Origin of the sequence: Rhizobium sp. WYCCWR 11128, from assembly GCF_013416305.1 — a bacterium.
Taxonomy (GTDB): Bacteria; Pseudomonadota; Alphaproteobacteria; order Rhizobiales; family Rhizobiaceae; genus Rhizobium; species Rhizobium indicum.
Genome location: NZ_JACCEZ010000003.1, coordinates 399705 through 423326 on the forward strand (window position 1 = coordinate 399705; position 23622 = coordinate 423326).

At 60.5% G+C, this 23622-nt stretch carries 23 protein-coding genes; 10 read left to right on the forward strand and 13 right to left on the reverse strand.

Going from position 1 to position 23622, the window contains the following annotated elements; genetic code table 11:
* Positions 1–9 precede the first annotated feature (9 nt).
* Both HX898_RS14255 and HX898_RS14260 read left to right on the forward strand, forming a co-directional pair.
* Entirely contained in the window at positions 10–1206 is a 1197-nt protein-coding gene (locus HX898_RS14255) for a divergent polysaccharide deacetylase family protein (protein ID WP_180194932.1), read from the forward strand.
* 49 nt (positions 1207–1255) lie between these two features.
* Entirely contained in the window at positions 1256–1789 is a 534-nt protein-coding gene (locus HX898_RS14260; RefSeq protein WP_138331945.1) for an RNA pyrophosphohydrolase, read from the forward strand.
* Between the two features lie 134 nt (positions 1790–1923).
* On the opposite strand, the gene bfr is transcribed toward HX898_RS14260, so the two are convergent.
* From bfr to HX898_RS33215, 5 genes are all read right to left on the reverse strand, one after another.
* Complete coding sequence (bfr, locus tag HX898_RS14265) at positions 1924–2409, reverse strand: bacterioferritin (protein WP_003543950.1); 486 nt, start codon at positions 2407–2409, stop codon at positions 1924–1926.
* Positions 2375–2773 (reverse strand): (2Fe-2S)-binding protein, encoded by a 399-nt coding sequence (locus HX898_RS33210; protein WP_018244118.1) that lies wholly within the window; start codon positions 2771–2773, stop codon positions 2375–2377. The genes bfr and HX898_RS33210 overlap by 35 nt, the downstream gene beginning before the upstream one ends.
* Positions 2774–2896: 123 nt before the next feature.
* Positions 2897–6361, reverse strand: a complete 3465-nt coding sequence (locus HX898_RS14275) for an error-prone DNA polymerase (protein WP_180194933.1) — start codon at positions 6359–6361, stop codon at positions 2897–2899.
* The gene (locus tag HX898_RS14280; RefSeq protein ID WP_348649450.1) at positions 6358–7902 is read right to left on the reverse strand and encodes a DNA polymerase Y family protein; all 1545 of its coding nucleotides are present in this window, start codon (positions 7900–7902) and stop codon (positions 6358–6360) included. The genes HX898_RS14275 and HX898_RS14280 overlap by 4 nt, the downstream gene beginning before the upstream one ends.
* A complete protein-coding gene (locus tag HX898_RS33215; RefSeq protein ID WP_246697912.1) occupies positions 7814–8758 on the reverse strand; it encodes a hypothetical protein in 945 nt (314 codons plus the stop codon). The genes HX898_RS14280 and HX898_RS33215 overlap by 89 nt, the downstream gene beginning before the upstream one ends.
* Positions 8759–8919: 161 nt before the next feature.
* On the opposite strand from HX898_RS33215, the gene HX898_RS14285 reads away from it, so the two are divergent.
* Complete coding sequence (locus HX898_RS14285; protein WP_003543974.1) at positions 8920–9357, forward strand: metallopeptidase family protein; 438 nt, start codon at positions 8920–8922, stop codon at positions 9355–9357.
* A 97-nt stretch (positions 9358–9454) separates the two neighbouring features.
* Here HX898_RS14285 and HX898_RS14290 read toward each other — a convergent pair whose 3' ends face one another.
* Together HX898_RS14290 and HX898_RS14295 are read right to left on the reverse strand one after the other, a co-directional pair.
* Positions 9455–9661 (reverse strand): DUF1737 domain-containing protein, encoded by a 207-nt coding sequence (locus tag HX898_RS14290; RefSeq protein ID WP_017966045.1) that lies wholly within the window; start codon positions 9659–9661, stop codon positions 9455–9457.
* Positions 9661–10566 (reverse strand): CoA ester lyase, encoded by a 906-nt coding sequence (locus HX898_RS14295; RefSeq protein WP_180194935.1) that lies wholly within the window; start codon positions 10564–10566, stop codon positions 9661–9663. The genes HX898_RS14290 and HX898_RS14295 overlap by 1 nt, the downstream gene beginning before the upstream one ends.
* Before the next feature lie 137 nt (positions 10567–10703).
* On the opposite strand from HX898_RS14295, the gene HX898_RS14300 reads away from it, so the two are divergent.
* The 3 genes from HX898_RS14300 (at position 10704) to leuD (ending at position 12231) form a co-directional block, all read left to right on the forward strand.
* Positions 10704–10937, forward strand: coding sequence for a hypothetical protein (locus HX898_RS14300; RefSeq protein WP_017962593.1), 234 nt, complete (start codon positions 10704–10706; stop codon positions 10935–10937).
* Positions 10938–11065: 128 nt separating this feature from the next.
* Entirely contained in the window at positions 11066–11488 is a 423-nt protein-coding gene (locus HX898_RS14305) for a glyoxalase/bleomycin resistance/extradiol dioxygenase family protein (RefSeq protein WP_180194936.1), read from the forward strand.
* Positions 11489–11622: 134 nt separating this feature from the next.
* Positions 11623–12231, forward strand: a complete 609-nt coding sequence (leuD, locus tag HX898_RS14310; protein WP_003543984.1) for a 3-isopropylmalate dehydratase small subunit — start codon at positions 11623–11625, stop codon at positions 12229–12231.
* Between the two features lie 60 nt (positions 12232–12291).
* Here the strand turns inward: leuD and HX898_RS14315 are convergent, their stop codons facing one another.
* On the reverse strand, positions 12292–13224 hold the full coding sequence (locus HX898_RS14315; protein ID WP_180194937.1) for a pyridoxal-phosphate dependent enzyme: 933 nt from the start codon (positions 13222–13224) through the stop codon (positions 12292–12294).
* Between the two features lie 166 nt (positions 13225–13390).
* On the opposite strand from HX898_RS14315, the gene leuB reads away from it, so the two are divergent.
* Together leuB and lpxE are read left to right on the forward strand one after the other, a co-directional pair.
* Positions 13391–14503 carry a 3-isopropylmalate dehydrogenase gene (gene leuB, locus HX898_RS14320; RefSeq protein ID WP_180194938.1) on the forward strand — a complete coding sequence of 371 codons (1113 nt, stop codon included), beginning with the start codon at positions 13391–13393 and terminating at the stop codon, positions 14501–14503.
* A 280-nt stretch (positions 14504–14783) separates the two neighbouring features.
* A complete protein-coding gene (lpxE, locus tag HX898_RS14325; protein WP_138331951.1) occupies positions 14784–15518 on the forward strand; it encodes a lipid A 1-phosphatase LpxE in 735 nt (244 codons plus the stop codon).
* A 167-nt stretch (positions 15519–15685) separates the two neighbouring features.
* On the opposite strand, the gene HX898_RS14330 is transcribed toward lpxE, so the two are convergent.
* The 5 genes from HX898_RS14330 to HX898_RS14350 form a co-directional block, all read right to left on the reverse strand.
* Entirely contained in the window at positions 15686–17572 is a 1887-nt protein-coding gene (locus HX898_RS14330; RefSeq protein WP_138331953.1) for an MFS transporter, read from the reverse strand.
* A gap of 248 nt (positions 17573–17820) precedes the next feature.
* The gene (locus HX898_RS14335; protein ID WP_180194939.1) at positions 17821–19131 is read right to left on the reverse strand and encodes an FtsX-like permease family protein; all 1311 of its coding nucleotides are present in this window, start codon (positions 19129–19131) and stop codon (positions 17821–17823) included.
* Positions 19128–19820 carry an ABC transporter ATP-binding protein gene (locus HX898_RS14340; protein WP_138331955.1) on the reverse strand — a complete coding sequence of 231 codons (693 nt, stop codon included), beginning with the start codon at positions 19818–19820 and terminating at the stop codon, positions 19128–19130. The genes HX898_RS14335 and HX898_RS14340 overlap by 4 nt, the downstream gene beginning before the upstream one ends.
* Before the next feature lie 6 nt (positions 19821–19826).
* Positions 19827–20294, reverse strand: a complete 468-nt coding sequence (locus HX898_RS14345) for a hypothetical protein (protein ID WP_138331956.1) — start codon at positions 20292–20294, stop codon at positions 19827–19829.
* Positions 20295–20390: 96 nt separating this feature from the next.
* A complete protein-coding gene (locus HX898_RS14350) occupies positions 20391–22145 on the reverse strand; it encodes an alkaline phosphatase (protein WP_180194940.1) in 1755 nt (584 codons plus the stop codon).
* An 87-nt stretch (positions 22146–22232) separates the two neighbouring features.
* Here HX898_RS14350 and HX898_RS33540 point away from each other — a divergent pair, with 87 nt between their 5' ends.
* Positions 22233–22445: a hypothetical protein gene (locus HX898_RS33540; RefSeq protein ID WP_011654045.1), complete on the forward strand. Its 213-nt coding sequence runs from the start codon at positions 22233–22235 to the stop codon at positions 22443–22445.
* 111 nt (positions 22446–22556) lie between these two features.
* A complete protein-coding gene (locus HX898_RS14360) occupies positions 22557–23591 on the forward strand; it encodes an aspartate-semialdehyde dehydrogenase (protein ID WP_003543997.1) in 1035 nt (344 codons plus the stop codon).
* Positions 23592–23622: the final 31 nt, after the last annotated feature.

Consider the following 23622-nt stretch of genomic DNA (forward strand, 5'->3'; position numbering starts at 1 on the left):
GGCGAAAAATTGGGAACGGACCTGCATGCGCCTTTGGGCCGCAACCGCAAAACCGGCAGCCGGCGCCCAGGTGTCCTGCGCCTCGGCCGTATCGCCGCCAGTCTTTGTCTTTTCGCAATAGGCGGCTTTTCCCTCTATACGGCATTTCGCGGCGATGAGCTCGAACGCACCAAACCGCCGGCGGCCGAACAAGCCGCAACACCCCCTGCCAATGCGCCTCAGCCGCCGACGGCCACCACGGGCCAAGCGGCAGACGGCATGCCCCGCACCGACCCGCGCTCGGGCGCCAATGTCGAGCAGATGGTCACCGGCGACGGCTCGGTCGTCACCAAATACAGTCCCCGCCCACGCGACGGCGGCGGGCCTGTGCTGGTCGACGCCATGCAGATCGGCCAGGATCCGCGCATGGCAGCCCAGCCCAATGAAGCACTGCTCGAAGAGACGCCCTTTGGCAGGCTGCCGATCGTCGGCCCCGATGGCCGGCGGCCGATGGATCAATATGCGCGTCCCTCGTCCGGCGCGCGCGGCGTCCGCATCGCCATTGTCGTCAGCGGCCTCGGGCTCAGCCAGACCGGAACGCAGCGTGCTATCGCCGAACTCCCCGAGGAGATCACCTTCGCCTTTGCTGCAAGCGGCAACAGCCTGCAGCGCTGGATGCAGGAAGCCCGCCGCGGCGGTCACGAAATCCTTCTCCAGGTGCCGCTCGAACCCTTTGATTACCCGGCGAACGATCCAGGCCCCAAAACGCTGCTGACCACGAAACCGGCTGCCCGCAACATCGAGAACCTGCACAAGGCGATGGGCGAGATCACCAACTATACCGGCGTCATGAACTATCTCGGCGGCCGTTTCCTGTCCGACCCCGCCGCCATGGAACCTGTCATGCGCGACATCGGCAAGCGCGGGTTGCTGTTTCTCGACGACGGCACATCGGCGCAGTCGAAGACGGCGGCGATCGCCAAGGGAACGGAACTGCCCTATGCCGTCGCCGACCTGCAGCTCGACGGCCAGCTCGATATCAACGCCGTCCTGAAGAAGCTCGACGAGCTCGAGCGCATCGCCCGCAAGAACGGCCAGGCGATCGGCGTCGCTTCGGCTTTCGATGAGAGCGTTGACGCCATCGCCAAATGGAGCGAGGAGGCGGCGATGCGCGGCATCGAGATCGTCGGCGTTGCCGCCCTTTCCAACGACCCCAAGAATCCTTGAGAGGGATCCTTGAGTGAACCCCTGAGAAGAATCCCAGAACGGAGAAGAGATGAGCCAGGCGACCGTGAAAGCCGAGGATCTGCCCTACCGCCCCTGCGTCGGCGTGATGATCCTGAACCGCGATGGCCTCGTCTGGGCGGGAAGACGCATCTCCGACGGCAATTCCGAATATGATGGCTCGCCGCAGCTCTGGCAGATGCCGCAGGGAGGCATCGACAAGGGCGAGGATCCATTGGACGCCGCCTACCGGGAGCTTTACGAGGAGACCGGCATCAAGACGGTGACCCTGCTTGCCGAAGCGAAAGACTGGATCAACTACGATCTGCCGCCGGCGCTGATCGGCATCGGGCTGAAGGGAAAATTCCGCGGCCAGACGCAGCGCTGGTTCGCCTTCCGCTTCGACGGCGACGACAGCGAGATCGCCATCAACCCGCCGCCTGGCGGCCATGAACCGGAATTCGATGCCTGGGAATGGAAGCCGATGCGGCAACTGCCGGGGCTGATCGTGCCCTTCAAGCGCGCCGTCTACGACCAGGTGGTGGCCGAGTTCCAGCACTTGGAAACACTTCAATCGGAAGACTGATCACGGCAGGATAACCGCCTCCGTTTGCGCTCGGCAATGATGCCTCCGAAGAGTGCCGACCGCACCGACTTGCGTTCAACGGTGTCAAATCTGGCACACCGGCCGCCATCGGCGGCCGGCATCTCGTTCGAATATTATTCGGCTTCGTTGGCGGAATCGGCGTTGAGCTGGCCGTATTTGCTCTCGCCGATTTTCTCGAGCAGGTCGATCTGTGTTTCGAGGAAGTCGATATGACCTTCCTCGTCCGCCAGCAGCTCCTCGAAAAGTTTCATGGAAACGTAATCGCCTGCGTCATGACAGATATCGCGCGACTTTTTGTAGGCCGCGCGGGCGTCGTACTCGCCGGCAAGATCGGCTTCCAGAACTTCTTTGACGTTCTGGCCGATGCGCAGAGGTGCAAGGGTCTGCAGATTGGGATGGCCTTCGAGGAAGATGATGCGTGCAACAAGCCGGTCGGCATGGTGCATCTCTTCGATGGATTCGGCGCGCTCCTTCTTGGCGAGCTTGGTGTAACCCCAGTCCTCAAGAAGACGATAATGAACCCAATATTGGTTGACCGCACCGAGTTCGAGGAACAAAGCCTCGTTAAGCCGCTCGATGACCTTTTTGTCGCCTTTCAATGTCCGCTCTCCTGTTTTCCTCATGGAATTGTTTCAAGCGGGACATGAAATCAAATATTTCGGTCTCCGTCGAGTGGCGACGGGCGTGATATTCCTCGGTTGTCTGGATAATGATGTCGACCACGTTGGGGAAACAGCCGCAGCAGCGGCCGCGTTTCTCCATGGCGTGGTAGACTTTCGCAGGCACGATAAGCTGCCAACAGTCTTCATCGAGAAGGTTGGTGATAACCTCCCGGATTTCTTTATCGGTTATATAATTGCAGCTGCAGACGAGCACGTCTTCATTCCAAACATGACACTGACTATCGTGTTTTCTGCTAAAGAAGATGGTGGCTGTCAAGAAAAAATTCGAGTCCCGCAGCATCAAACAGCGGTGTCCGGTGAGGCCTTCATGCATATCGTCCGGGATTATGCAGCGGTTTCAGGATGATGACGCCATAAGGCAAATGAAGGCGCGCCGCATGGTCTTGATCGCTGCAATGCATTTTTAATGAAAGTTGCGTCCGCGCGGCATTACCTCAGCGGTTTCCGCCGCACCCGCATGGCGGCCTGTGGCAACCATTCGTTTTTCCAACTCCGCCCTCTCCTGCGCATTTACAAGCTTTTTCTGTCGCTGATCGACGCCCGGCCTCAGCACCTCGTCTGCCCGCTCGCAGACGCCGAAACGCCGGGCCTCGCGTTGCAGGATACCGAGCGCCGGCGTCATGTCCTCGATATGCTCGACGACGGTATGGATCACCCCGCTCTGGCTTTGCAGCCTGCCGCGGATTTTCACCAGCCGGGCGCCCATCACGACCGAGCGGTATTTGTCGAACACTTTCGACCAGACAATCGCATTGGCCACGCCGGTTTCGTCTTCCAGCGTCATGAAGATCACGCCTTTGGCCGAACCCGGCCGCTGGCGCACCAGCACGAGGCCCGCGATCGTCACCCTCTTTCCGTTCGCGACCTTCAACAGATCGACATTGCGTGTCACGCCGGCCTTGCGCAATTCCTCACGCAGGAAGGAGACGGGGTGCGCCTTCAGCGACAGTGAGAGATAACGATAGTCCTCGATGACCTGCTCTCCCGGCAGCATTTCCGGAAGCTTTGTTACGGGCTCGGCCTGGAGGTCGACATGACGGACCTGCTCGAAAAGCGGCAGCTCCTCAGTAGCGCTCCTCACATCCAGCGCCCGCACCGCCCAGAGCGCATCGCGTCGTGACAGTTTGAGGGATTGGAACGCATCGGCATCCGCCAGTCGCTCGATGACGGATTTCTGCAGACCGGACCGCAGCCAGAGATCGCGCACCGAGCTGTAGCCTTCGCCGCGATGGCTGACGAGCCGTTCCATATCGTCTGTCGAAAGGCCCTTGATCTGCCGGAAGCCGAGCCGCACCGCATGCCGGGTCTTGATGATCTCGCGCATCTCATGATGCCGAAAATCGATAGCATTCCGATCGAAAGCGGCCTCTTCCAGACCGCAATCCCAGTTCGAGTCATTGATATCGACCGGCAGGATCTTGACCCCGTGCTCGCGTGCATCCCGGACCAGCTGCGCCGGCGCATAAAAGCCCATCGGCTGGGAGTTCAGCATCGCCGCGCAGAAGACATCGGGATAATAGGCCTTGAGCCATGAGGAGGCATAAACGAGCAGCGCGAAGGAAGCGGCATGGCTTTCCGGAAAACCATATTCGCCGAAGCCCTTGATCTGGTTGAAACACTGTTGCGCGAATTCCTGGGTATAACCCTTTGAGACCATCCCCTCGATGAACCGCTTTTCGAAGTTACCGATCGTACCCGTTCTCTTGAATGTCGCCATCGCTCTGCGAAGCTTGTCGGCTTCCGCCGGTTCGAAGCCTGCGGCAGTGATGGCGATCTGCATGGCCTGTTCCTGGAACAAGGGCACGCCGAGGGTTCTTTCCAGAACCGTTTCCAGCTCCTTGCTCGGATACTTGATCGAAATGTTCTTGGCCCGCTGCTCCCGGCGCTTGAGATAGGGATGCACCATGTCGCCCTGGATCGGTCCTGGCCGCACGATCGCCACCTCGATGACGAGATCGTAGAACACCTTCGGCTTCAGACGCGGCAGCATGCTCATCTGCGCCCGGCTTTCGATCTGGAAGACGCCGAGCGTATCGGCCCGGCCCATCATCTCGTAAACCGGCTCGCCTTCGTCCCCATGCTCCTTGTTACCGAGGTCTGCGAGCGTCTTCTTCACATCGTAATGCAACTCCAGCAGCGAGAAGGCCTTTCGCAGGCAGGTCAGCATGCCGAGCGCCAACACATCCACCTTGAGGATCTTGACGTTGTCGAGGTCGTCCTTGTCCCACTCGATCATGTAGCGATCCGGCATCGCCGTCTTCATGATCGGCACCACCTCGTCGAGCCTATCGCGCGTGATGACGAAGCCACCGACATGCTGGGTGAGGTGGCGCGGGAACCCGAGAAGTTCGGACGCATACTGAAGAACGTTTCGGGTCACCGGATCCCTGACGTCGAGACCCGCCGCCTTCGCATCCCGCTCCGAGAGATTATCCTCCGACCAGCCCCAGACGAGGCTGCTGATCGCCGACTGGACATCCTCCGACAGTCCGAAGGCCTTGGCGACCTCGCGGCCGGCCGAACGGGTCCGGTAGGTGGTCACCCCTGCCGTCAGCCCGGCATGTTCTTTTTTGTAGGTTTTGTAGATGAACTGGATGACCTCTTCACGCCGGTCATGTTCGAAATCGACATCGATATCCGGCGGCTCGTCGCGATCCATCGAAATGAAGCGATCGAAGAGCAGTGTGCTCTTTTGAGGGTCGACTTCCGTTATCTCGAGGCAATAGCAGATGACCGAATTTGCCGCCGATCCGCGCCCCTGGCACAAGACCTTGAGTTCATAGCGGGCATGCTGAATGATCCTGTGAACCGTCAGGAAATAGGAGGCATATTTCTTCTGACGAATGAGATCGAGCTCATAATCGATCTGTTGCGCCACCTTGGGCGGTATACCCTTGGGATAGCGTCTTGCGGCTCCCGCTCTCGTTAGCCTTTCGAGTGTCTCCTGCGGCGTTTCGCCGGGATCGTTTTCTGGCGGATAATTGTGCTCCAGTTCCTTCAGCGAAAAGGTCAAGCTGTCGAAAAATACCTCCGTATTTTCGATCGCACCAGGATAGTCCCGGAAGATCCGGACCATTTCACGTGAATCCTTGAGGTAGCGTTCGGCATTCGGCGCCAGCAGGAATCCGGCTTGCGCTATCTGTACATGCTCCCGGATCGCGATCACGACATCCGAAAGCGGCCGGCGTTCGGGATGATGATAAAGCGGCTGGTTGGTTGCAATCAGCGGCACGCGGTTTCGGGCGGCGAGCATGGAAAACACCGCAAAGACCTGCCTGTCGCGACCGTCATAGGCTGGCGCCAGCGCCATAAAAAAGGCCTTGCGGAAGCGTCTGCGAAACCGTTCCAGATAATCTTCCAGCGTCGACTGACCCGCCTGATGATCGACAAGGGTGCGATCCGGAACGAGGGCAAGCATCATCTCGTCCCCCCATTCCATGAGTTCCGCTTCCGTCAGAATGCAGCTTCCCTTGACCGCTTTCTCCTTCAGATTGCCGGCGGTGAGAAGACGGCAAAGATTCGCCCAGCCCCGTCGATTGCATGGATAGGCGAGGATATCAGGCGTTCCATCGGAAAAGACGAGACGGGCGCCCGGCTGAATCCGGATAGGATCGAGGATCTCCTCCTCTTTTCCTTCCTTCTTCGCTTGGGCCAGAATCTCATCTCTGTTCTTGTATCTCTCCTCAAGCTGCTCCGCCTGCGCATGCGCCCGCACGACGCCGGCAACTGAATTCCGGTCCGCAATGCCGAGACCGCCGAGCCGTAGACGAGCAGCCTGCACGACCATCTCCTCGGGGCCGGAGGCGCCTTCGAGAAACGAGAAGTTCGTCCTTGTACCGATCTCGAAGAATGCGCGCGCGGTTGTCATGCGAACACGCCATGCATGAACCAGCGAGGATCAAGCGCCTGGCCATAAAAGCCCCGCCGATAGATCCAGAAACGATGTCCAGTCTCGTCCTCGATGCGAAAATAGTCACGCGCCTCGGCCTCATTCCCATCGATCCACCACTCCATGGCAATCCGTTCCGGCCCTTCGCTTCTTGCCACCTGATGCTGCATGCGCCGCCAGCGGAAGATCTGCGGCGGACCATCGGGCACTTCGGCAAGTATGGTCTCGACCGGCTCCGGCGTTGCAAAGAGCCGCAGCGGGCGCTCTTCGCGGAAAGGAAGCTGGATGTCCTGCGCTGTCTTCCGCCTGGGAAGGCTCTCCATCACAGGAACCGTGATGACGGCGCGTTCCGGCACATGGCTCTCGCGGAGCTGGAAGCTTTGCAGGCAATCCGCACCAAGCCGGGCCGAGACCCGGTCGACGAAGGCCGAAAGCGAGACCTCTCCCTGACGGTCGCCCTCGAAATCACCCTGCGCCTCGTTGAAGGGATCGTGCCGCAACACATTCAACCGCAGGATCTCGAAACCATAGCCGGCATCGAGATCGTCATAGACCGCCTGCAATCGCTCGGAAAAAAGCCCGGCGATGAACTTTGGTTCGCGAAGCGGCTGCGAAGCGCCGACGGAGATACGAAAGACCCTGCCGTCGACGCGGAACAGGACCAGTTCGAACACCCGCCCGCCAGCCCCCCGCGCCTCCAGCGACGGCTGCAGCGATAAGGCGACCTGCCTGGTGACGGCAAGGATCTGCTCTTCCGTCCCGATGGGCTCGATCAGCCGGCTTTCGGCCGAGAGGCTGGCAACAGGACGCCGGGGCGAGACCGGCTCCTCTTCACGTCCCAGCGCTTGGTCGAGACGCAGAAGCAGCTCCGGGCCGAACCGGCGGGTCAGCGGCGCTCGCGGTGCATCGATGACGTCGCCGATATATTTCAGACCGAGCTTCTTCAGGGCATCGACGGTTTGTCCTTCCAGCCGTAAGGCTGCAACCGGCAAGGACATCAGCACATGTTCCGTCTCTTCGTCCTCGATCACGCCGCCTTGCCCGAAGCGGGACGCGGCCCAGGAAAGGCCGGGTGACGATGAGATCGCACCGCGGGCATCGAACCCCATATGAAAAAGCCGCGACAGCACATCCTTGAGAAGCGCCTTTTCACCGCCGAAAAGATGGGCGCAGCCGCTAATGTCGAGAAACAGACCGTCCTTGCCGTCAAACGCCACCAGCGGCGTATAGCGGTCGCACCAGTCGGCAATTGCCTCCAGCAACCGTTGGTCGGCCGCCGGATCCTCTTCCGCGACCTCGAGCATTGGGTACATGGCGCGCGCTTCGGCAACGCCCAGCTCCTTCTTCAGCCCCAGCCTTTCGGCCAACTCGTCCAGTGCCGTCAGCCGCATGGCATTGTTGAGCTTGCCGGAACAGACGATAGGCGGCGTCTCAGGACGCCCTTTCGAACGCCAGGAGAGCCCCCATCGCTTGCGGGCTATGCGATCCGTTGGCAGATGCGGGAAGCTGAGCGCCAGAATGCGCTGACTGTTCGCCTGGAGGACGAACGAGGTTTGGTTCGGCGACAGGGAGAAATTCGCATTCATGGGGATTCCACTCCAGAAGAAAGGAGAGCGGGGCCGGATTTCGGCTCTTCTCCAGCGTCAGACAGAAAATCGGATTGCCGATGCTGCCGGAAAGTTTCGATCCATCCGGCAACGACCGCAGAGCGGACGGGGCCGGTTCGACATGCAGACGCAAGGCCGCACTGCTTGCCTCCTCCGCTCCCGCTTGACGGACAAGAAAGAGCGGACGGCGGGCAGCATGCGCCCTGAGACTGAGCCGGCGGCTTTCGGTCAGGCCGAAATGGACGGGATTGCCCCGCACTTCGAAGATGACGGCCAAGAAGGCCGCGCTTTCCACCGCCACCTCCGCCAGCCAGAGCGCCTCGTCCAGCTTGCGCGGCGCCGCATGGAGAAACCGCTCCGGGCTCAGTTCGAAATCCCGAAGCCCGGGAGCATAGGGACGGCCGGCCTCCAGCGTGCCAACGGCATCGCCGATCCAGAGCAACGGCAGAAGGCGACCGGCATCCGCCTCCCGTTTTTGCAGTCGCGCGGCAACAGCCATCGCCAGCCCGCTTGCCGCACCGGCATCGCGAGACAGAGCCGAGCGGAATTCGGTGATCGCATCGAGCGGCAAGCCGCCTTCCAGCGCCCCGTCGAGAAACTCCACCCCAAACGGCAGGGGCGGCAGCGTGCGCTCCTGGCGGGTCTTACGTCCTTCCGCCAGGGCTTCCCGTTCCGCTGCGGCAAGCGCCGGCGCGGGCCTTCCCTCCAGTCTGGCGATGGTTTCGCGGAGCGCAAAAAGCCGCTCGCGCGCCAGGGCGTGCTGCGCCATGGCGTTCTCCGATCTGTCTTGTTCCTGTTATGTTCTTATAGATTCCAGAGAGCTAATGAAGAGTCAACGGCCATTTTCTATGAAAATATTCCTGCCTTTGATTCCGCACTCGAAAATCGGCGATAAAGGTTCTATATGGGCCCGCAAAGGAAGGAATATTCATGGCCCGCATAGACCAGAGCGATGATTGGCGGGACCGCCATGCGCCGACGATCAGCGCCTTCGAGTCGCTGGCGATGGAGGCCTACAGCCATCTGCCGGATGAATTCCGCCAGCTGACGACCAACCTCACGATCGAGATCGAAGATTTCCCCGATGACGACGTTTTCGAGGACATGGCGCTGGAAACCCCTTTCGATCTGCTCGGCCTTTTTGAGGGCAGGGGCATTTCCGAACGTTTCACGGTGGAAACCGGCGAGATGCCGAACCGCATCCGCCTCTACCGCCGTCCCATTCTCGACTACTGGGCTGAGAACGACGAGACGCTCGGCGACATCATCACCCACGTCCTGATCCACGAGATCGGCCACCATTTCGGGCTGAGCGACGATGACATGGAGCGGATCGAGGCCAGCGCCGAGGAAGCCGCCGAACGATAGAGCGCCGCGCGCCCAAGGACGCGCTAAGGATCTATCACTTTCAATCACGCATAACCCCGAAAATCGATTACGATTTTCGGGGTTATGCGCTAAAACTTCACTGCTCGGAGAGCTTCATCTCGGGATCGTAATCCTTGCCTTCGACATGCTTGACGACGGCCTGGCCGCACTGCATCGCGCCGGTTGCGGCATTGAAGGCATAGGTCGGTGAGCCCTCCAGCGACCAGCCCTTGTTGAGGACGGCGGTGACCTTATGGCAGAAGGAAGCATCGTCGGGACCGGTCAGGAAGCGGTAGAGTTTCATCACATCGTCTTTCGTGCTGCAATCAGGCGCGCTTTATGGACCAGACTTTCCGCCTGGACAAGATGCAGCCGCTCGACCATCCGCCCGCCTGCATTGATGACGTTCAGCCCATCGGAGGCGGGGTCGGCAAAGGCTGATATGATCGCCTCCGCTTCCACAATCGCTGCCGGATCCGGGCCGAAATGGCGGTTGGCGGGCTCGATCTGCGCCGGATGGATCAGCATCTTGCCGGCAAAGCCCATGGCCCGGCCCTGCAGACATTCGGCATCGAAACCCTGTTCGTCCCTGAAATCGTTGAAGACGCTGTCGATCGCATCGAGCCCATAGGCGCTGACCGCAAGGACGACCTGCATCAGCCACGGCACGAGATAGCTCCGCCCCGGCTGCGGCAGCACGCCGGTTTCCTTGCGCAGGTCGTTGAGCCCGACGACGAGACAATCGAGCCGTGAGCCCGGCGTGCGCCCGGCTTCGGCGATACCAGCCGCATTGAGGATGCCGCGCGGTGTCTCGATCATCGCCCAGATGCGCAGATCATCAGGTGCATCGGCCTCGGAGAGAAGGTCGCCCACCGCCATGACATCCTGCGGCTCGTCGACCTTCGGCAGCAGCACGGCATCGGGACCAAGCGCCGTCACCAGCTCCATGTCCGCCAGGCCGAAATTGGTGGACAGACTGTTGATGCGGATGATCCGCTCCTTGCCTTGGAGCGGCCGAGCCGAAAAGAAATTCCTCAGATTTTCCCGCGCTTCCGCCTTCTTTTCCGGCGCCACGGAATCCTCGAGATCGAAGATCACCGCATCGCAATCGACCGCATGGGTTTTTTCAAGGGCGCGGGGATTGATGGCAGGCACGCTCAGCACCGAACGGCGCAGGCGGATGGGGCGGGTCGTCGGGTTTCGGCTCATGGCGAATTACTGCCAAGCTTTGAAAGCCGAAGCAAGCAGCCCACCCCAGAACCTCCCACAGAACAACAAAAAGCCATGCTTGCCTTGCAGAGAGGAAAGAGAAGGACCACATTCCTTTCCGAAGAAAGGTCTCTAACATGCAGAACATTCGCTCCATCTTCCTCATGCTTGCCGGCGCCACCGTTTTCGTGGCGATGCTGCTTCTCACCTTTTCAGTGACGCTTGCCGTCGGCGGCATCCTGACCGTGCTCATGGTCGGACGCGCGCTTTCGATGAAGATGAAGCCCGCTCCGGTCCGCGCCAAGGCAAATAACGGCCAGCGCGAGATGCGGGTCTGGAACGACGGCCGCGGCACGATCATCGATCTCTGATCACCTTTTGCTGAAAATTTTGGTTCGCCGAAAAATTTCGGCCGACACTGTCGGATCACGCTTCCATGCTACGTCCTTGAAGCAGCCAGGCATTCAGCCGGCGTTCAAAAAACGAATGGAGGACAAGCATGGATGCGACGACAGAGAGCAACCCGACCAAGATGCCACCGGTCAAGAACGGCCTGCTGCCCTATCTTACGGTCGGCGGCGCGGTGAAAGCTTCGGAATTCTACAAGAAGGCTTTCGGCGCCGAAGAGGCATATCTCGTGCCGGTCGACGAGAGCGGCAGAACGATGCATGTGCATCTCTACATCAACGGCAGTTCCCTGATGCTGTCGGACGCCTATCCCGAATATGGCCATCCCTTCAAAGGCCATGAAGGCTTTGCAATCCAGCTGGTGATCGATGATATCGATTTCTGGTGGGATCGCGCGGTTGCCGCCGGCGCCGAAGTCGTCATGCCGGTCGAACTGATGTTCTGGGGCGACCGCTATGGCCAGCTTCGTGATCCGTTCGGCGTCCTCTGGGGGTTGAACGCAGCGTCCAAATAAGGGACAGGCGCAATTGAGCGGACCGCGCGAAACGTCGCGTGGCCGCCATCTGTGAAAGATTCTCCTTCATTTCGGCGAAAAACTGGACTAGATGCAAATTCTGGAAGTAGATTTGCTGAAATGGAGCATGGGTCATGGATAAATTCGTGAAGCTCACGGGCGTTGCAGCGCCCCTGCCGGTTGTCAACGTCGACACCGACATGATCATTCCGAAGGATTATCTGAAGACGATCAAGCGCACCGGTCTCGGCACCGGCCTCTTCGCCGAAGCCCGTTATAACGAAGACGGCTCAGAAAACCCGGATTTCGTGCTGAACAAGCCGGCCTATCGCGATGCCAAGATCCTGGTTGCCGGCGACAATTTCGGCTGCGGCTCCTCGCGCGAGCACGCACCTTGGGCGCTTCTGGATTTCGGCATCCGCTGCGTTATCTCGACCAGCTTCGCCGATATTTTCTACAACAACTGTTTCAAGAACGGCATCCTGCCGATCAAGGTCAGCCAGGAAGATCTCGACAAGCTGATGGACGACGCCTCGCGCGGCTCCAACGCCATCCTGACCGTCGACCTCGAAAACCTCGAGATCACCGGCCCCGATGGTGGCTTGATCAAGTTCGATCTCGACGAGTTCAAGCGTCACTGCCTGCTGAACGGCCTCGATGATATCGGCCTGACCCTGGAAAAGGGCAAGGCGATCGACAGCTTCGAAAAGAAGAACGCCGCTTCGCACCCCTGGGCAGCCTGAGCCCTTCCAATCGGTTACCGATCAAGCCGGGCTTACGCCCGGCTTTTTCTTTGGTGTGGGTCAAAGAAATTTTTCTTTCCAGCCCCTGAGTTTTTCGAGCGACACACCGATGCCGCCGCAGACTTCGACAAGCGGATTATCGAAGCGATGAAGCAACCCGGCATGCACATCGGCAACCGCAAGGGCCGCACCGCAAGCCGGCTCGACCAGAATGCGCTGCGCATCGGCAAATTTCAGGCAGGCGGCAACGGCATCGGCGTCGCTGACGAGAACACTTTCGATCGGATGCTGCTGCGGCAGGTCAAAGACATGCTGCGCCACCTGCCGCGCCCCGAGCGAATTGGCAATCGAGGTAATGGCGGGAAGGGTGATACGCTCATTCGCCTTGAGGCTGGCATGGAGCGAAGCCGCCCCTTCCGTTTCGACGGCGATAACAGGCACATCGGAAAGCCCGTTGCGCTTCAATCCCTCGACGATGCCGGCAAGCAGCCCGCCGCCGCCGACGCTGGTGACGACGCAATCGAATTTTGCCCCTTTCGCCACCACCTCGTCGATCAGCGTGGCATGGCCATCCCACAGAAGCGGATGGTCGAAGGGGTGCACATAGGTTGCCTTGCGGCTCCGGGCGAGTTCGATCGCATGAGCATTGGCCTCATCGAAAACCGAACCATGAACGAGGACATTCGCGCCCGCTGCGGCAATCGTCTGCCGTATGTCGGCCGCCGTCGTCTCCGGCACGACAATCGTGACCGGCACACCGAGCGCCCGGCCGGCATAAGCCGCCGCAATGCCGGCATTGCCGCCGGAAGCGCAGAGGATTTCGCGCGCACCATTTTCCACCTCGTGCTGGCAAAGCCGGCCAACGCCGCGCAGCTTGAAGCTGCCGGAAGGCTGCAGCGCATCGAGCTTCAGCCAGAGTGGTTTGCCGCTGGCGCTGTAGCCAGGTGCGGTCTGGAGCAAGGGCGTGTCGAGGTGGAGAGGCGCGAAAGGCATGGGAACCATCCAGAATAAAGATAGGGTCACCGTTCTAATTCGTTTGTGGACGCAGGAGCAACCGTCGCGGCTCGGAGCGAAGCGTACCGATTCACCGCTTCTGTCGCTTGAAATGCCCATTTCCGGGGTCTAAGAAACCGCAACTTGTTTTTCCCAGGAGGGTTTCATGACAGCGCGCAATCTTTTCCTGCTGCCGGGTGACGGCATCGGTCCCGAGGCCATGGGCGAGGTCCGCAAGATCATCGCCTATATGAACGAGGCGATGAATGCCGGTTTCGTCACCGATGAAGGCCTTGTCGGCGGCTGCGCCTATGATGCGCATGGCGCTGCCATCTCGGAAGCCGACATGCAGAAGGCGCTTGCCGCCGATGCCGTTCTGTTCGGCGCCGTCGGCGGCCCGAAATGGGATAGCGTGCCTTATGAAGTGCGCCCGGAAGCCGGCCTGCTGCGCCTGCGCAAGGATCTGCAGCTCTTCGCAAACCTGCGCCCCGCCATTTGCTATCCGGCCCTTGCTGCGGCCTCGTCGCTGAAGCCGGAACTGGTCGAAGGCCTCGATATCTTGATCATCCGCGAGCTGACGGGCGGCGTCTATTTCGGCGAGCCGAAGGAAATCATCGATCTCGGCAGTGGCCAGAAGCGCGGCATCGACACGCAGGTCTATGATACCTACGAGATCGAGCGCATCGCCGGCGTCGCCTTCGAAATGGCCCGCACGCGGCAGAATCGCGTCTGCTCCATGGAAAAGCGCAACGTCATGAAGTCGGGCGTGCTCTGGAACCAGGTGGTAACCGAGACGCACAAGGCGAAATATTCCGACGTCCAGCTCGAACACATGCTGGCCGATGCCGGCGGCATGCAGCTGGTGCGCCAGCCCAAGCAGTTCGACGTCATTGTCACCGACAACCTCTTCGGTGATATGCTCTCCGACGTCGCCGCCATGCTGACCGGCTCGCTCGGCATGCTGCCATCGGCCTCGCTCGGCGCGCCTGACGGCAAGACCGGCAAGCGCAAGGCGCTTTACGAGCCGGTGCACGGCTCGGCCCCTGACATCGCCGGCAAGGGCATCGCCAATCCGATCGCCATGATCGCCTCCTTCGCCATGTGCCTGCGTTACTCCTTCAATCTGGTGAAGGAAGCCGACGATCTGGAAAAGGCGATCGCCAACGTGCTCGACAAGGGCATTCGCACTGGCGACATCATGGCCGATGGCGCAAGGCAGGTCGGCACCGTCGAGATGGGCGATGCGATCCTCGCCGAGTTCAAGACGCTTTCCGCCTGATATTTCACGTGAAACAGTATCCAGCCCTTCGCATCGCGCATGCGGAGGGCTTTTTCCATTGAGGGCGGTGAAGCGCGTCCCGCTTGGTCGAATTATCCGAAAACGGACTATTCTCGGCCACAATCTCGTGTATTTTTGCGCCGGATTTTAACGAGCGCATAATCCCGAAATCGGAAGCGATTTTCGACAAAGGATCGTGCGTCAATTCAAAGTAATAGAGCGTCCTTAGCGTGTCCTGTTGGACGCGCGGGCTCTGGGACAAATTCGAACGGACGACGAAATGCGGGCATTTTGGGCTTCCCTGGACAGGCGCTGGCGCCGGAGCGCCGTCGGCATGCCGCCTTTGCGCTGGCAGGCCTGCCTCTTCGTTACGCTCAATGCCGTGATCCTTTCGATGCTGCTCTTCGACGCGCCGATCGGCGCCAGCGAAGTTCCCGCGCCGGTGAAACACCTCGGCGAGATGCTGACCGGTTTCGGCGATTCCGCCTGGCTGATCTACACCAGCATCCTGCTGTTCTTTCAGGGCAGGGCAGGCTACAAGCTTGTGAAGACGGCGCGTTCCAAGGCGCAGGCGCTCTATGTCAGCTGGATCGGCGCCTATCTCTTCTTCACGGTCGTCTTCTCAGGACTTCTCGCCAATCTGCTGAAGCGTGCGATCGGCAGGGCGCGTCCCGATCATTTCCACGACTACGGCATGTTTTCCTTCACGCCCTTTTCGGGCCATTCCGCTTTCGAAAGTTTCCCGTCCGGCCACTCCACCACGGTCGGCGCCTTCTTCGCCGCCTTCGCCCTGCTATTTCCACGCTACCGCGTTGCCTTCATCGCCTGCGCGATCTGGCTCGGCATGACGCGTGTCATGGTCGGCGCCCATTATCCAAGCGACGTCATCGCCGGCCTTGCCTTCGGCGCCTGGTTCTCGCTGCTGACGGCGATCGTCTTTGCCCGCTGCGGCTTGCTCTTCAAGCTGGCGCCGGACGGCTGGCCGCTCTCGAAGAGGCTGTTTCACACTGCATAACTCCTTAAATCGGAATCGATTTAAGGATAAAATTATGCAGCAATTCAAAATGTTACAGCGTTCTTTGCGCGTCCGAAAAGACGCGCGGCGCTGTAATATGGAAAAGCCCGGCGCCTTGTGAGCGCCGGGCCTTTTTTCTCAAGCAAGGATTGGCCTCAATCCACCGCTCAATCCATGGCGTGGATATCCCTGTTCTTCGTTTCCGGCAGGAAGATCAGGCCGATCACCAGCGTGATCGTCGCAAAGACGATCGGATACCAGAGACCGTAGTAGATATCGCCCGCGGCAGCGCTCATCGCGAAGGCCGTCGCCGGTAGCAGGCCGCCGAACCAGCCGTTGCCGATGTGATAGGGCAGCGACATGCCGGTGTAGCGGATGCGGGTCGGGAAAAGCTCGACCAGCAGAGCGGCGATCGGGCCGTAGACCATCGTCACATAGAAGACAAGGACGAACAACACGGCGATCGTGCCGATCCAGTTGACGCGGGCCGGATCGGCGACCATGGCGAAAGTGCCGCCATTGGCGATGTTGTAGACCGTCATGTCGGTGACGCCATTGGCCTCATCCGCGGTCAGCAGCTTGGTCTCGACCAGCTTCGCCGCTGGTACGGTTTCCTTCTCGCCGGCGCGCACGGCATCGGCGTTGAGCGACAGCTCCGGATTGGCTGCGATGAAGGCATCGAGCTTGGAATCCGGCACCTTGACGGCGCCGCGCTTCAGCGGGTAGCCGGCATCGTGGAGCGCGATGTTGACGCCTTTTTCGAAGGCGGCGGTCATGCCCTTGGCCTTGTCGCCGGCAGCGACGACGTCGAAACTTGGGATCGTCGCGTTGCCGACCTTCACCGTTGCCGGCTGTCCGGCGGTGCCGGGCACCACGTCGTAAGGCACCGAGTTCCTGGTCAGGAATGCCGTCGCCACGTCGCAAGAACTGGTGAACTTCGCCGTGCCGGTCGGGTTAAACTGGAACCTGCAGTCCGCCGGATCAGCTGTCACCGTTGCCCGAATCGAAGCCTGCGCTTCGGCAAGCGCCGGGTTCGCCGTCCAGGTCATCGCCTTGAACAGCGGATGATAGGTCACTGCCGCAATGAGAAGGCCTGCCATGATGATCGGCTTGCGGCCGATCTTGTCGGAGAGGCCGCCGAAGATGACGAAGAACGGCGTGCCGAGGAGAAGTGCGATGGCGACCATGACATTGGCCGAGAACAGGTCCACCTTCAGCACGTTCTGCAGGAAGAACAGTGCATAGAACTGGCCGCCATACCAGACGACCGCCTGGCCCATGGTGGCGCCGAGAAGCGCGATGATCGCAATCTTGGCATTTTTCCATGTCCCGAAGGCTTCGGTCAGTGGCGCCTTGGAGCCCTTGCCTTCCGCCTTCATGCGCTGGAACGCCGGCGATTCGTTCATCTTCAGGCGGATCCAGACGGAAATGCCGAGCAGGACGAACGAGAGCAGGAACGGAATGCGCCAGCCCCAGGCGGCGAACTCAGCCGCACCCATCAGATATTGAACAAAGACGATGACGATCAGCGACAGGAACAGGCCGAGCGTCGCCGTCGTCTGGATCCACGAGGTGAAGTAGCCGCGGCGCCCGTTCGGCGCATGTTCGGCGACATAGGTTGCCGCACCGCCATATTCACCGCCCAGCGCCAGACCCTGGAGCAGGCGAAGCGCGATCAGGATGATCGGGGCTGCGATACCGATCGTGGCGGCACCCGGCAGGATGCCGACGAGGAAGGTCGACATACCCATGATCATGATGGTCATCAGGAAGGTATATTTACGGCCGACGAGATCGCCGAGACGGCCGAACACCAGCGCGCCGAAGGGGCGGACCAGGAAGCCGGCGGCAAAGGCGAGCAGCGTGAAGATGTTACGCGTTGCCTCGGGATATTGGGTGAAATAGGTCGCACCGATATAGGTGGCGAGCGAACCATAGAGATAAAAATCGTACCATTCGAAAACGGTGCCGAGCGAAGAGGCGAAGATGACCTTCTTCTCCTCGCCGGTCATCGGACCGGCCTTCGCGCCGTCGATGCTTGCGACATTTGCCATTGTCTGTCCTCCACAGAGTGATGATCAACGCGCGCGGCTTACTTCTCCTCAAAGCATACCCCTGGCCGCGACACGCCTGACGGGAGTGTGCCAGAAACGACAGATCAAAAAGAGAGAGGCTTTCGGATTATGACTTTAGTCTAATGACGCCACGCTTTGTCATGCACATCAAGCTCTCCGCCGCCCGTGACGATAGAGCTGCCGGAAGTTTGGAAGAAGGTTTCACAGCGGTTTGTGATGTGGATCCGTTATGCTCTTAGCGCCTGCGCCGGCGATTGCCGGTAGGCGAGCACTGCCGGCAGCGCGGCAAGAATTGTGGCAAAGGCAAGCAGCACCGCCGCAAGCCCGGCGTCTTCACGGGCGAAGCCGACCGGCATAGTGATCCCGCTCGTTTGCGAGAACATGCCGGACAAGATGAGGGCCGCGGCATAACCGAGCGCGAATCCGAGTGCGATGCCGACCGCCACCAGGAAAAAGAATTCTAGCCAGACGATACCGAAAATCGCGCCGCGCGGGGCGCCGAAAGCCCTGAGTGCGCCGATCTGACGGCGGCGCTGGCCGATATGGATGACCGTGATCAGCACCAGCGAGGCTGCGACGAGAGCTTGCGCGCCCGAGGCGACCGTGACGAGGATCTGTTTGGCGTCGCCGAGCGTGGCGTAGAGATTGGTCAGCACCTCGCCGGGAAAGACGGCGACGGTATTGCCGCTGCGATAGTCCTGCCGCAGCTTGTAGGCATCGGCAATCGTCTTCGGCTTGACCAGAATGGCGGGAAGGCCGGGAGCGCCCGCAGTCCAGCTCTCATCAAGCACAGCATCCGGATCGGCCTCGCCGTGATGCTGATGCCCATCGTGATCAGCGCCGGCTTTCTCATGCGCATGACCATGTTCGGTGTTATACGTTCCGGACACAGCTTCATGCTCGTGCTGCTCACCGTCCTCCGCATGTTCCTCCGCCTCCATGCCATGGATGTGCCAGACGGCCTGGATGGGAACGAGGATCGCCCGGTCCCAGGCGGTGCCGGTCGGCCGCAAGCGGCCGGCGATATGATAGACGAGTTCGGTATGGGTCTCGCCGCCCTCTTCCAGCGAACCGTGCATAGGCTTGATCTCACCGCCGAGCGACAACTTGACAGCCGCGCCGATCACGGCTTCGCCCTCGCGCGCAAAAATCTTGCCTTCGGCTAAACCACCGGACAGGTTCTGCGCCAGCATGGTCGTCGTGCCGACGATCGGATAGCCGGAGAAGGAATCGCCGAAGCCGATCGGGGCTGCCCAATCGACGCGTGGATCGGCAGCAAGTTTGCCCAGCACTTCGCCCGGCATCAGCGGCAAAGGAGAGGGCTGTAGGAAGACGGAGGACAGCACGAGCTGCGTCTCGCTGCCGCTGGCGCCGATGACAAGATCGAACTTGTCGGCAGCGCGTGCGCTGCCGAGACGAAGCGCCCGCTCCTGCAGGACGACAGAAACACCAAGCGCGGTCGCGAGCGCTACCAGCAGCACGACCACCAGCGATCCCGCCCAGAGGCGACGAAGATCGGAAAGGATGAAGCGGATCATGCAGCTTCTCCCGCCGTTGCCGCGGAATCTTCGCTGATCCGGCCGGAACCGAAGGTGATGCGCCGGTCGAGGCGGCTGGCCAAGCGCTGGTCGTGCGAAACGACGATCAGCGTGCTGCCTTCGGCAACGGCCAGATCGAGGATGAGATCGCCGACCGCCTCGCCGCTTTCGGCATCGAGGCTTGCGGTCGGCTCGTCGGCGATGATGACGCCGGGCTTACGCAGCAGCGCCCGGCCGATCGCCACACGCTGCATCTCGCCGCGCGACATTGTTTCGATCTTCTGGTCGGGGCGGGAAAGACCGACCGTGCTCAAAAGCGCATGCGCCCGCTCGATGACATCAGCCGTGGCAGCGCCGGCAAGCCGCGCCGGCAGCAGCACGTTTTCCAACGCCGACAGGCCGGGAAAGAGATGGAACTCCTGCATGACCAGGCCGATATTGGCGGCACGGAACCGGTCTCGCCGGCTTTCTGAAAAACCCGCGATATCCTCGCCGTTCCAGCGGATGCGGCCTTGCCGTGTCCGCTCCAGCCCGGCAACGATATTGACGAAGGTGCTCTTGCCGGAGCCGGACGCGCCTGTAATGGCGACCCTGCTGCCGGCATCGATCGACAGGCGGTCGATCGCCAGTGCCGGCGAGGACAGGCCTGGGAAGGCAACGGTCAGGTTTTCGATATCGAGAGCGAGCATATCGGTTCAGACGGCGGAATATTCGGCCTGGCGGATCCGCAGCAGGCTGACGAAGCCTGTCTCCGGATCCGTCCACGAACCGTATTCAAGCGTACCACGCACTTCGATCGTCTGGCGCGGCTGCACGAAGGTCTGCTTCTCGCCGAGATAGACGACGACGATATTGTCCGGCCAGTCCGCATCCGAGGAGCAGAAGGGGCAGAGCGACATCGGCACCTCGGTGAGCACGAAGAACTGGGCCTCGGCCTTCAATGGCGGCGCCATGAAACCTTTCATGCTGATCCCTTTGCCGGCAAGGCGCTTCACCTTGTCGGAGAATTCGAGGCCGAGCACGCCGAACTTGCCGTAAAGCTCATCGAAGCTGATCAAGGAATCCGCAGCAGAACTCGGGCGAGCAACAGCGGCCAAGGCCAGCGTGCCGATGGCGCCGATCAGGCCGCGGCGGCTGAGATGCAGCGAAGGGAGCTTTTCCATGGCGATCTCCAAGAATGAAGTCCCGGCCGCTGAACGGCCGGGACCATGATCGGTGAAAGGGGCAAGGCCGGCAAGCGGCCTAGCCGGATCGGCAGATCAGTTCGTCTGCTTGGCGCCGAGAGCGAAGGTGTCGGCGAGCACGCGATAGACGTCGCTCTGTTCCATGTAACCATGGAAACCTTCAGCGCCCGGACCAGCCGATTGAAGGACGACGTCGTCGGCTGCGTGGACACCACTATCGCCGCTCTTCGGAATATTGCCCTGAACGAAGACCGCGCCGGGAACATCCTTATACTGCTCGTTGGCGACATATTCCTTCTTTTCGTTCTGGACAGCCGGAACGAACGGACCATCGAGCTTCGGACGGAAGGTCTCGTAGTGATCCGGGCCATTGTTGGCACTCAGGAACAGGCGGCGGCTGACATCGACCTTATCGGGATAGCCGTCGCCGTTTTCGTCCTTGTAGTTCGGGAAGCCAGCTTCGGCATAGGTCCCGACCTTTTCGCGCATTTCCGTGCCGGGCTTTTCATCATCGACGGTACCGATGATGGATACGCCATGTGTGTGGTCGCCTGTGACGACGATCAGCGTATCCGGATGCGCCTTCTGGAATTCGCGGGCAACGCCGATGGCCTGGTCGAATTCGATGGTTTCGTAGACGGCACGATCCCAATCGAGCGGATGGGACATTTTGTCGATCGAGGAGCCTTCGACCATCAGGAAGAAGCCATCAGGATTCTTCGAGAGGCGGTCGAGCGCAACCTTGGTCATGGCGACGAGGCCTGGCTGGTTCGGGAACTTGTCGACGGTACCCTTCTTCAGGAACTCTCGATCAAGCGTGACGTCCATATTGCCGGTGTGGAAGAGACCGAGGAGATTGCCTTCAGCCGATGCATTGGCTGCGAGCTCGTTCTTGTCGGTGGCAAGCTTGTAGCCGGCATCCTGGAACTGCTTGATGTAGTCCTGATTGTCCTTGCGCTTGGAACCGGCGACTTCCTTGCCGAGGAAATAGGCCGAGCCGCCGCCGAGGAGGACTTCCGGCTTGACGTCGAGCAGCATGCCGACGACGTCGGCCTTGTCGTTGCGGTTGCGGGTGTGAGCAACGACCGCAGCCGGCGTGGCGTCTTCGACCTCGGCCGTTGCAACGATGCCGATCGACTTCTTGGTCAGGCGGCGAACGGCTTCTGCGAAGGTTTCAACACGCGGATCATCGAGGGATGCCGGCGTACGGTCCGCGTAAACGCCGATCGCGTTGACGGCCGTCTTGTGACCCGTCATGTAGGCCGACATGGTGTTGGCCGAGTCCGTATCGACGGCATTCGTCGCCGACGTGCCGATAAAAGCCATACGCTCGAGATCATCCATATTCAGGCGGCCATTCGCCTTACCTTCGGTCATGCCCTTGGACATGATGCGGGCAGCGGTGCGATGCGCAACGGATAGCCCGTCACCCAGCAGGAAGATGATGTTCTTGGCCTTCGGCTGGGCCGCTGTTTCGTAAACGTTCCAGGTGACGGACTTCGTTTCGTCGCCGGCAGCGACTTCGATCTTGTAGTCGCCAGGAGCGGAAATCTTCAGGCCGCGCAGCAGGATAGCGGAACCGAGAGCCTTGTCGTCCTTGCCCTTTTCCAGTTCGACGAACTGCGCCTCGCCCCCAAGCACGGTCTTATAGTCCTGGCCGTTGACCGTGATCTTCACGTCTTCGAGCTTGACCTGCTTGTTGAGCTCGACCTTGAAATCGAACGGCGAACCGGCAAGGATCGTCGCGCGATCAAGCGGATAGACCGTCGTCGCCTGAGCGGCGCCCGCAAGGATGGTGGTGGCCGCAAAGGCGGCAAGAAGCGTACGCATGGAAAACCCCCGTTTTCGTTGCAGACATTAACAACCGCGCCGGGATACCTCCCGAGGATGACAGCGGCATGACAAAACGTCGCAGCATTGCGGTCGCCGCTTTCGCCTGCCGGCTCTGAGCGCAAAAACCTTGACTCCTGTGGAAAACCTTCTAAGAGCAACAGCGGAAAAGGAATCTCCATGGTTCGCGACGAACACGCCATTGCCGAATGCAATGACCGGGCACGAGTTGCCGGGGTGGACATTGCCGTTCCGGTTTCTTCCAAAACCAAGGCCAAAACGACGACGAAAACCGTCTGACGTCTCTGGCCTGCCGCTCTCTCCCCGGCTCGGCTGGGGACAGGAAGACGCGATTAGTCGCGCCTTTCCCCTCACCGGACAAGAGGAGAGAAGAGAAAGAGAGCTTGAGAAATGGGTTTCAAAGTAGCAGTTGCGGGAGCAACCGGAAATGTCGGCCGGGAGATGCTCAACATCCTCTCGGAGCGAGGCTTCCCCGCCGATGAGGTCGTGGCACTCGCCTCCTCGCGTTCGCAGGGCACCGAGGTTTCCTACGGTGACCGGACGCTGAAGGTCTCCAATCTGGAGAATTACGATTTCTCCGATACCGACATCTGCCTGATGTCGGCCGGCGGCGAGGTCTCCAAGAAGTACTCGCCGAAGATCGGCCAGCAGGGCTGCATCGTCATCGACAATTCCTCGGCCTGGCGCTACGACGCCGACGTGCCGCTGATCGTGCCGGAAGTCAACCCGGATGCCATCAGCCAGTTCACCAAGCGCAACATCATCGCCAATCCGAATTGCTCGACCGCCCAGCTGGTGGTGGCGTTGAAGCCACTGCACGACTTCGCCAAGATCAAGCGTGTCGTCATCTCGACCTACCAGTCGGTCTCCGGCGCCGGCAAGGACGGCATGGACGAGCTCTTCAATCAGACACGCGCCGTCTTCGTCGCCGATCCGATCGAGAACAAGAAATTCACCAAGCGTATTGCCTTCAATGTCATCCCGCATATCGACGTCTTCATGGAGGACGGCTACACCAAGGAAGAATGGAAGGTGCTGGCCGAGACGAAGAAGATGCTCGACCCGAAGATCAAGGTGACCTGCACCGCGGTGCGCGTGCCGGTTTTCATCGGTCATTCGGAATCGGTCAACATCGAATTCGAAAACGAGATCACCGCCGACCAGGCCCGCGACATCCTGCGCGATGCACCGGGTTGCCTCGTCATCGACAAGCGCGAGGATGGCGGCTACATCACGCCTTATGAATCCGCCGGCGAGGATGCGACCTACATTTCGCGCATCCGCGAGGATGCGACGGTCGAAAACGGCCTGAACATCTGGGTGGTCTCCGACAATCTGCGCAAGGGCGCTGCGTTGAACGCCATCCAGATCGCCGAGCTGCTCGTCAATCGTGGTCTCGTCAAGCCGCGCAAGCAGGCTGCCTGATACCATTTGTAAACCATAATATGCTAAAGCC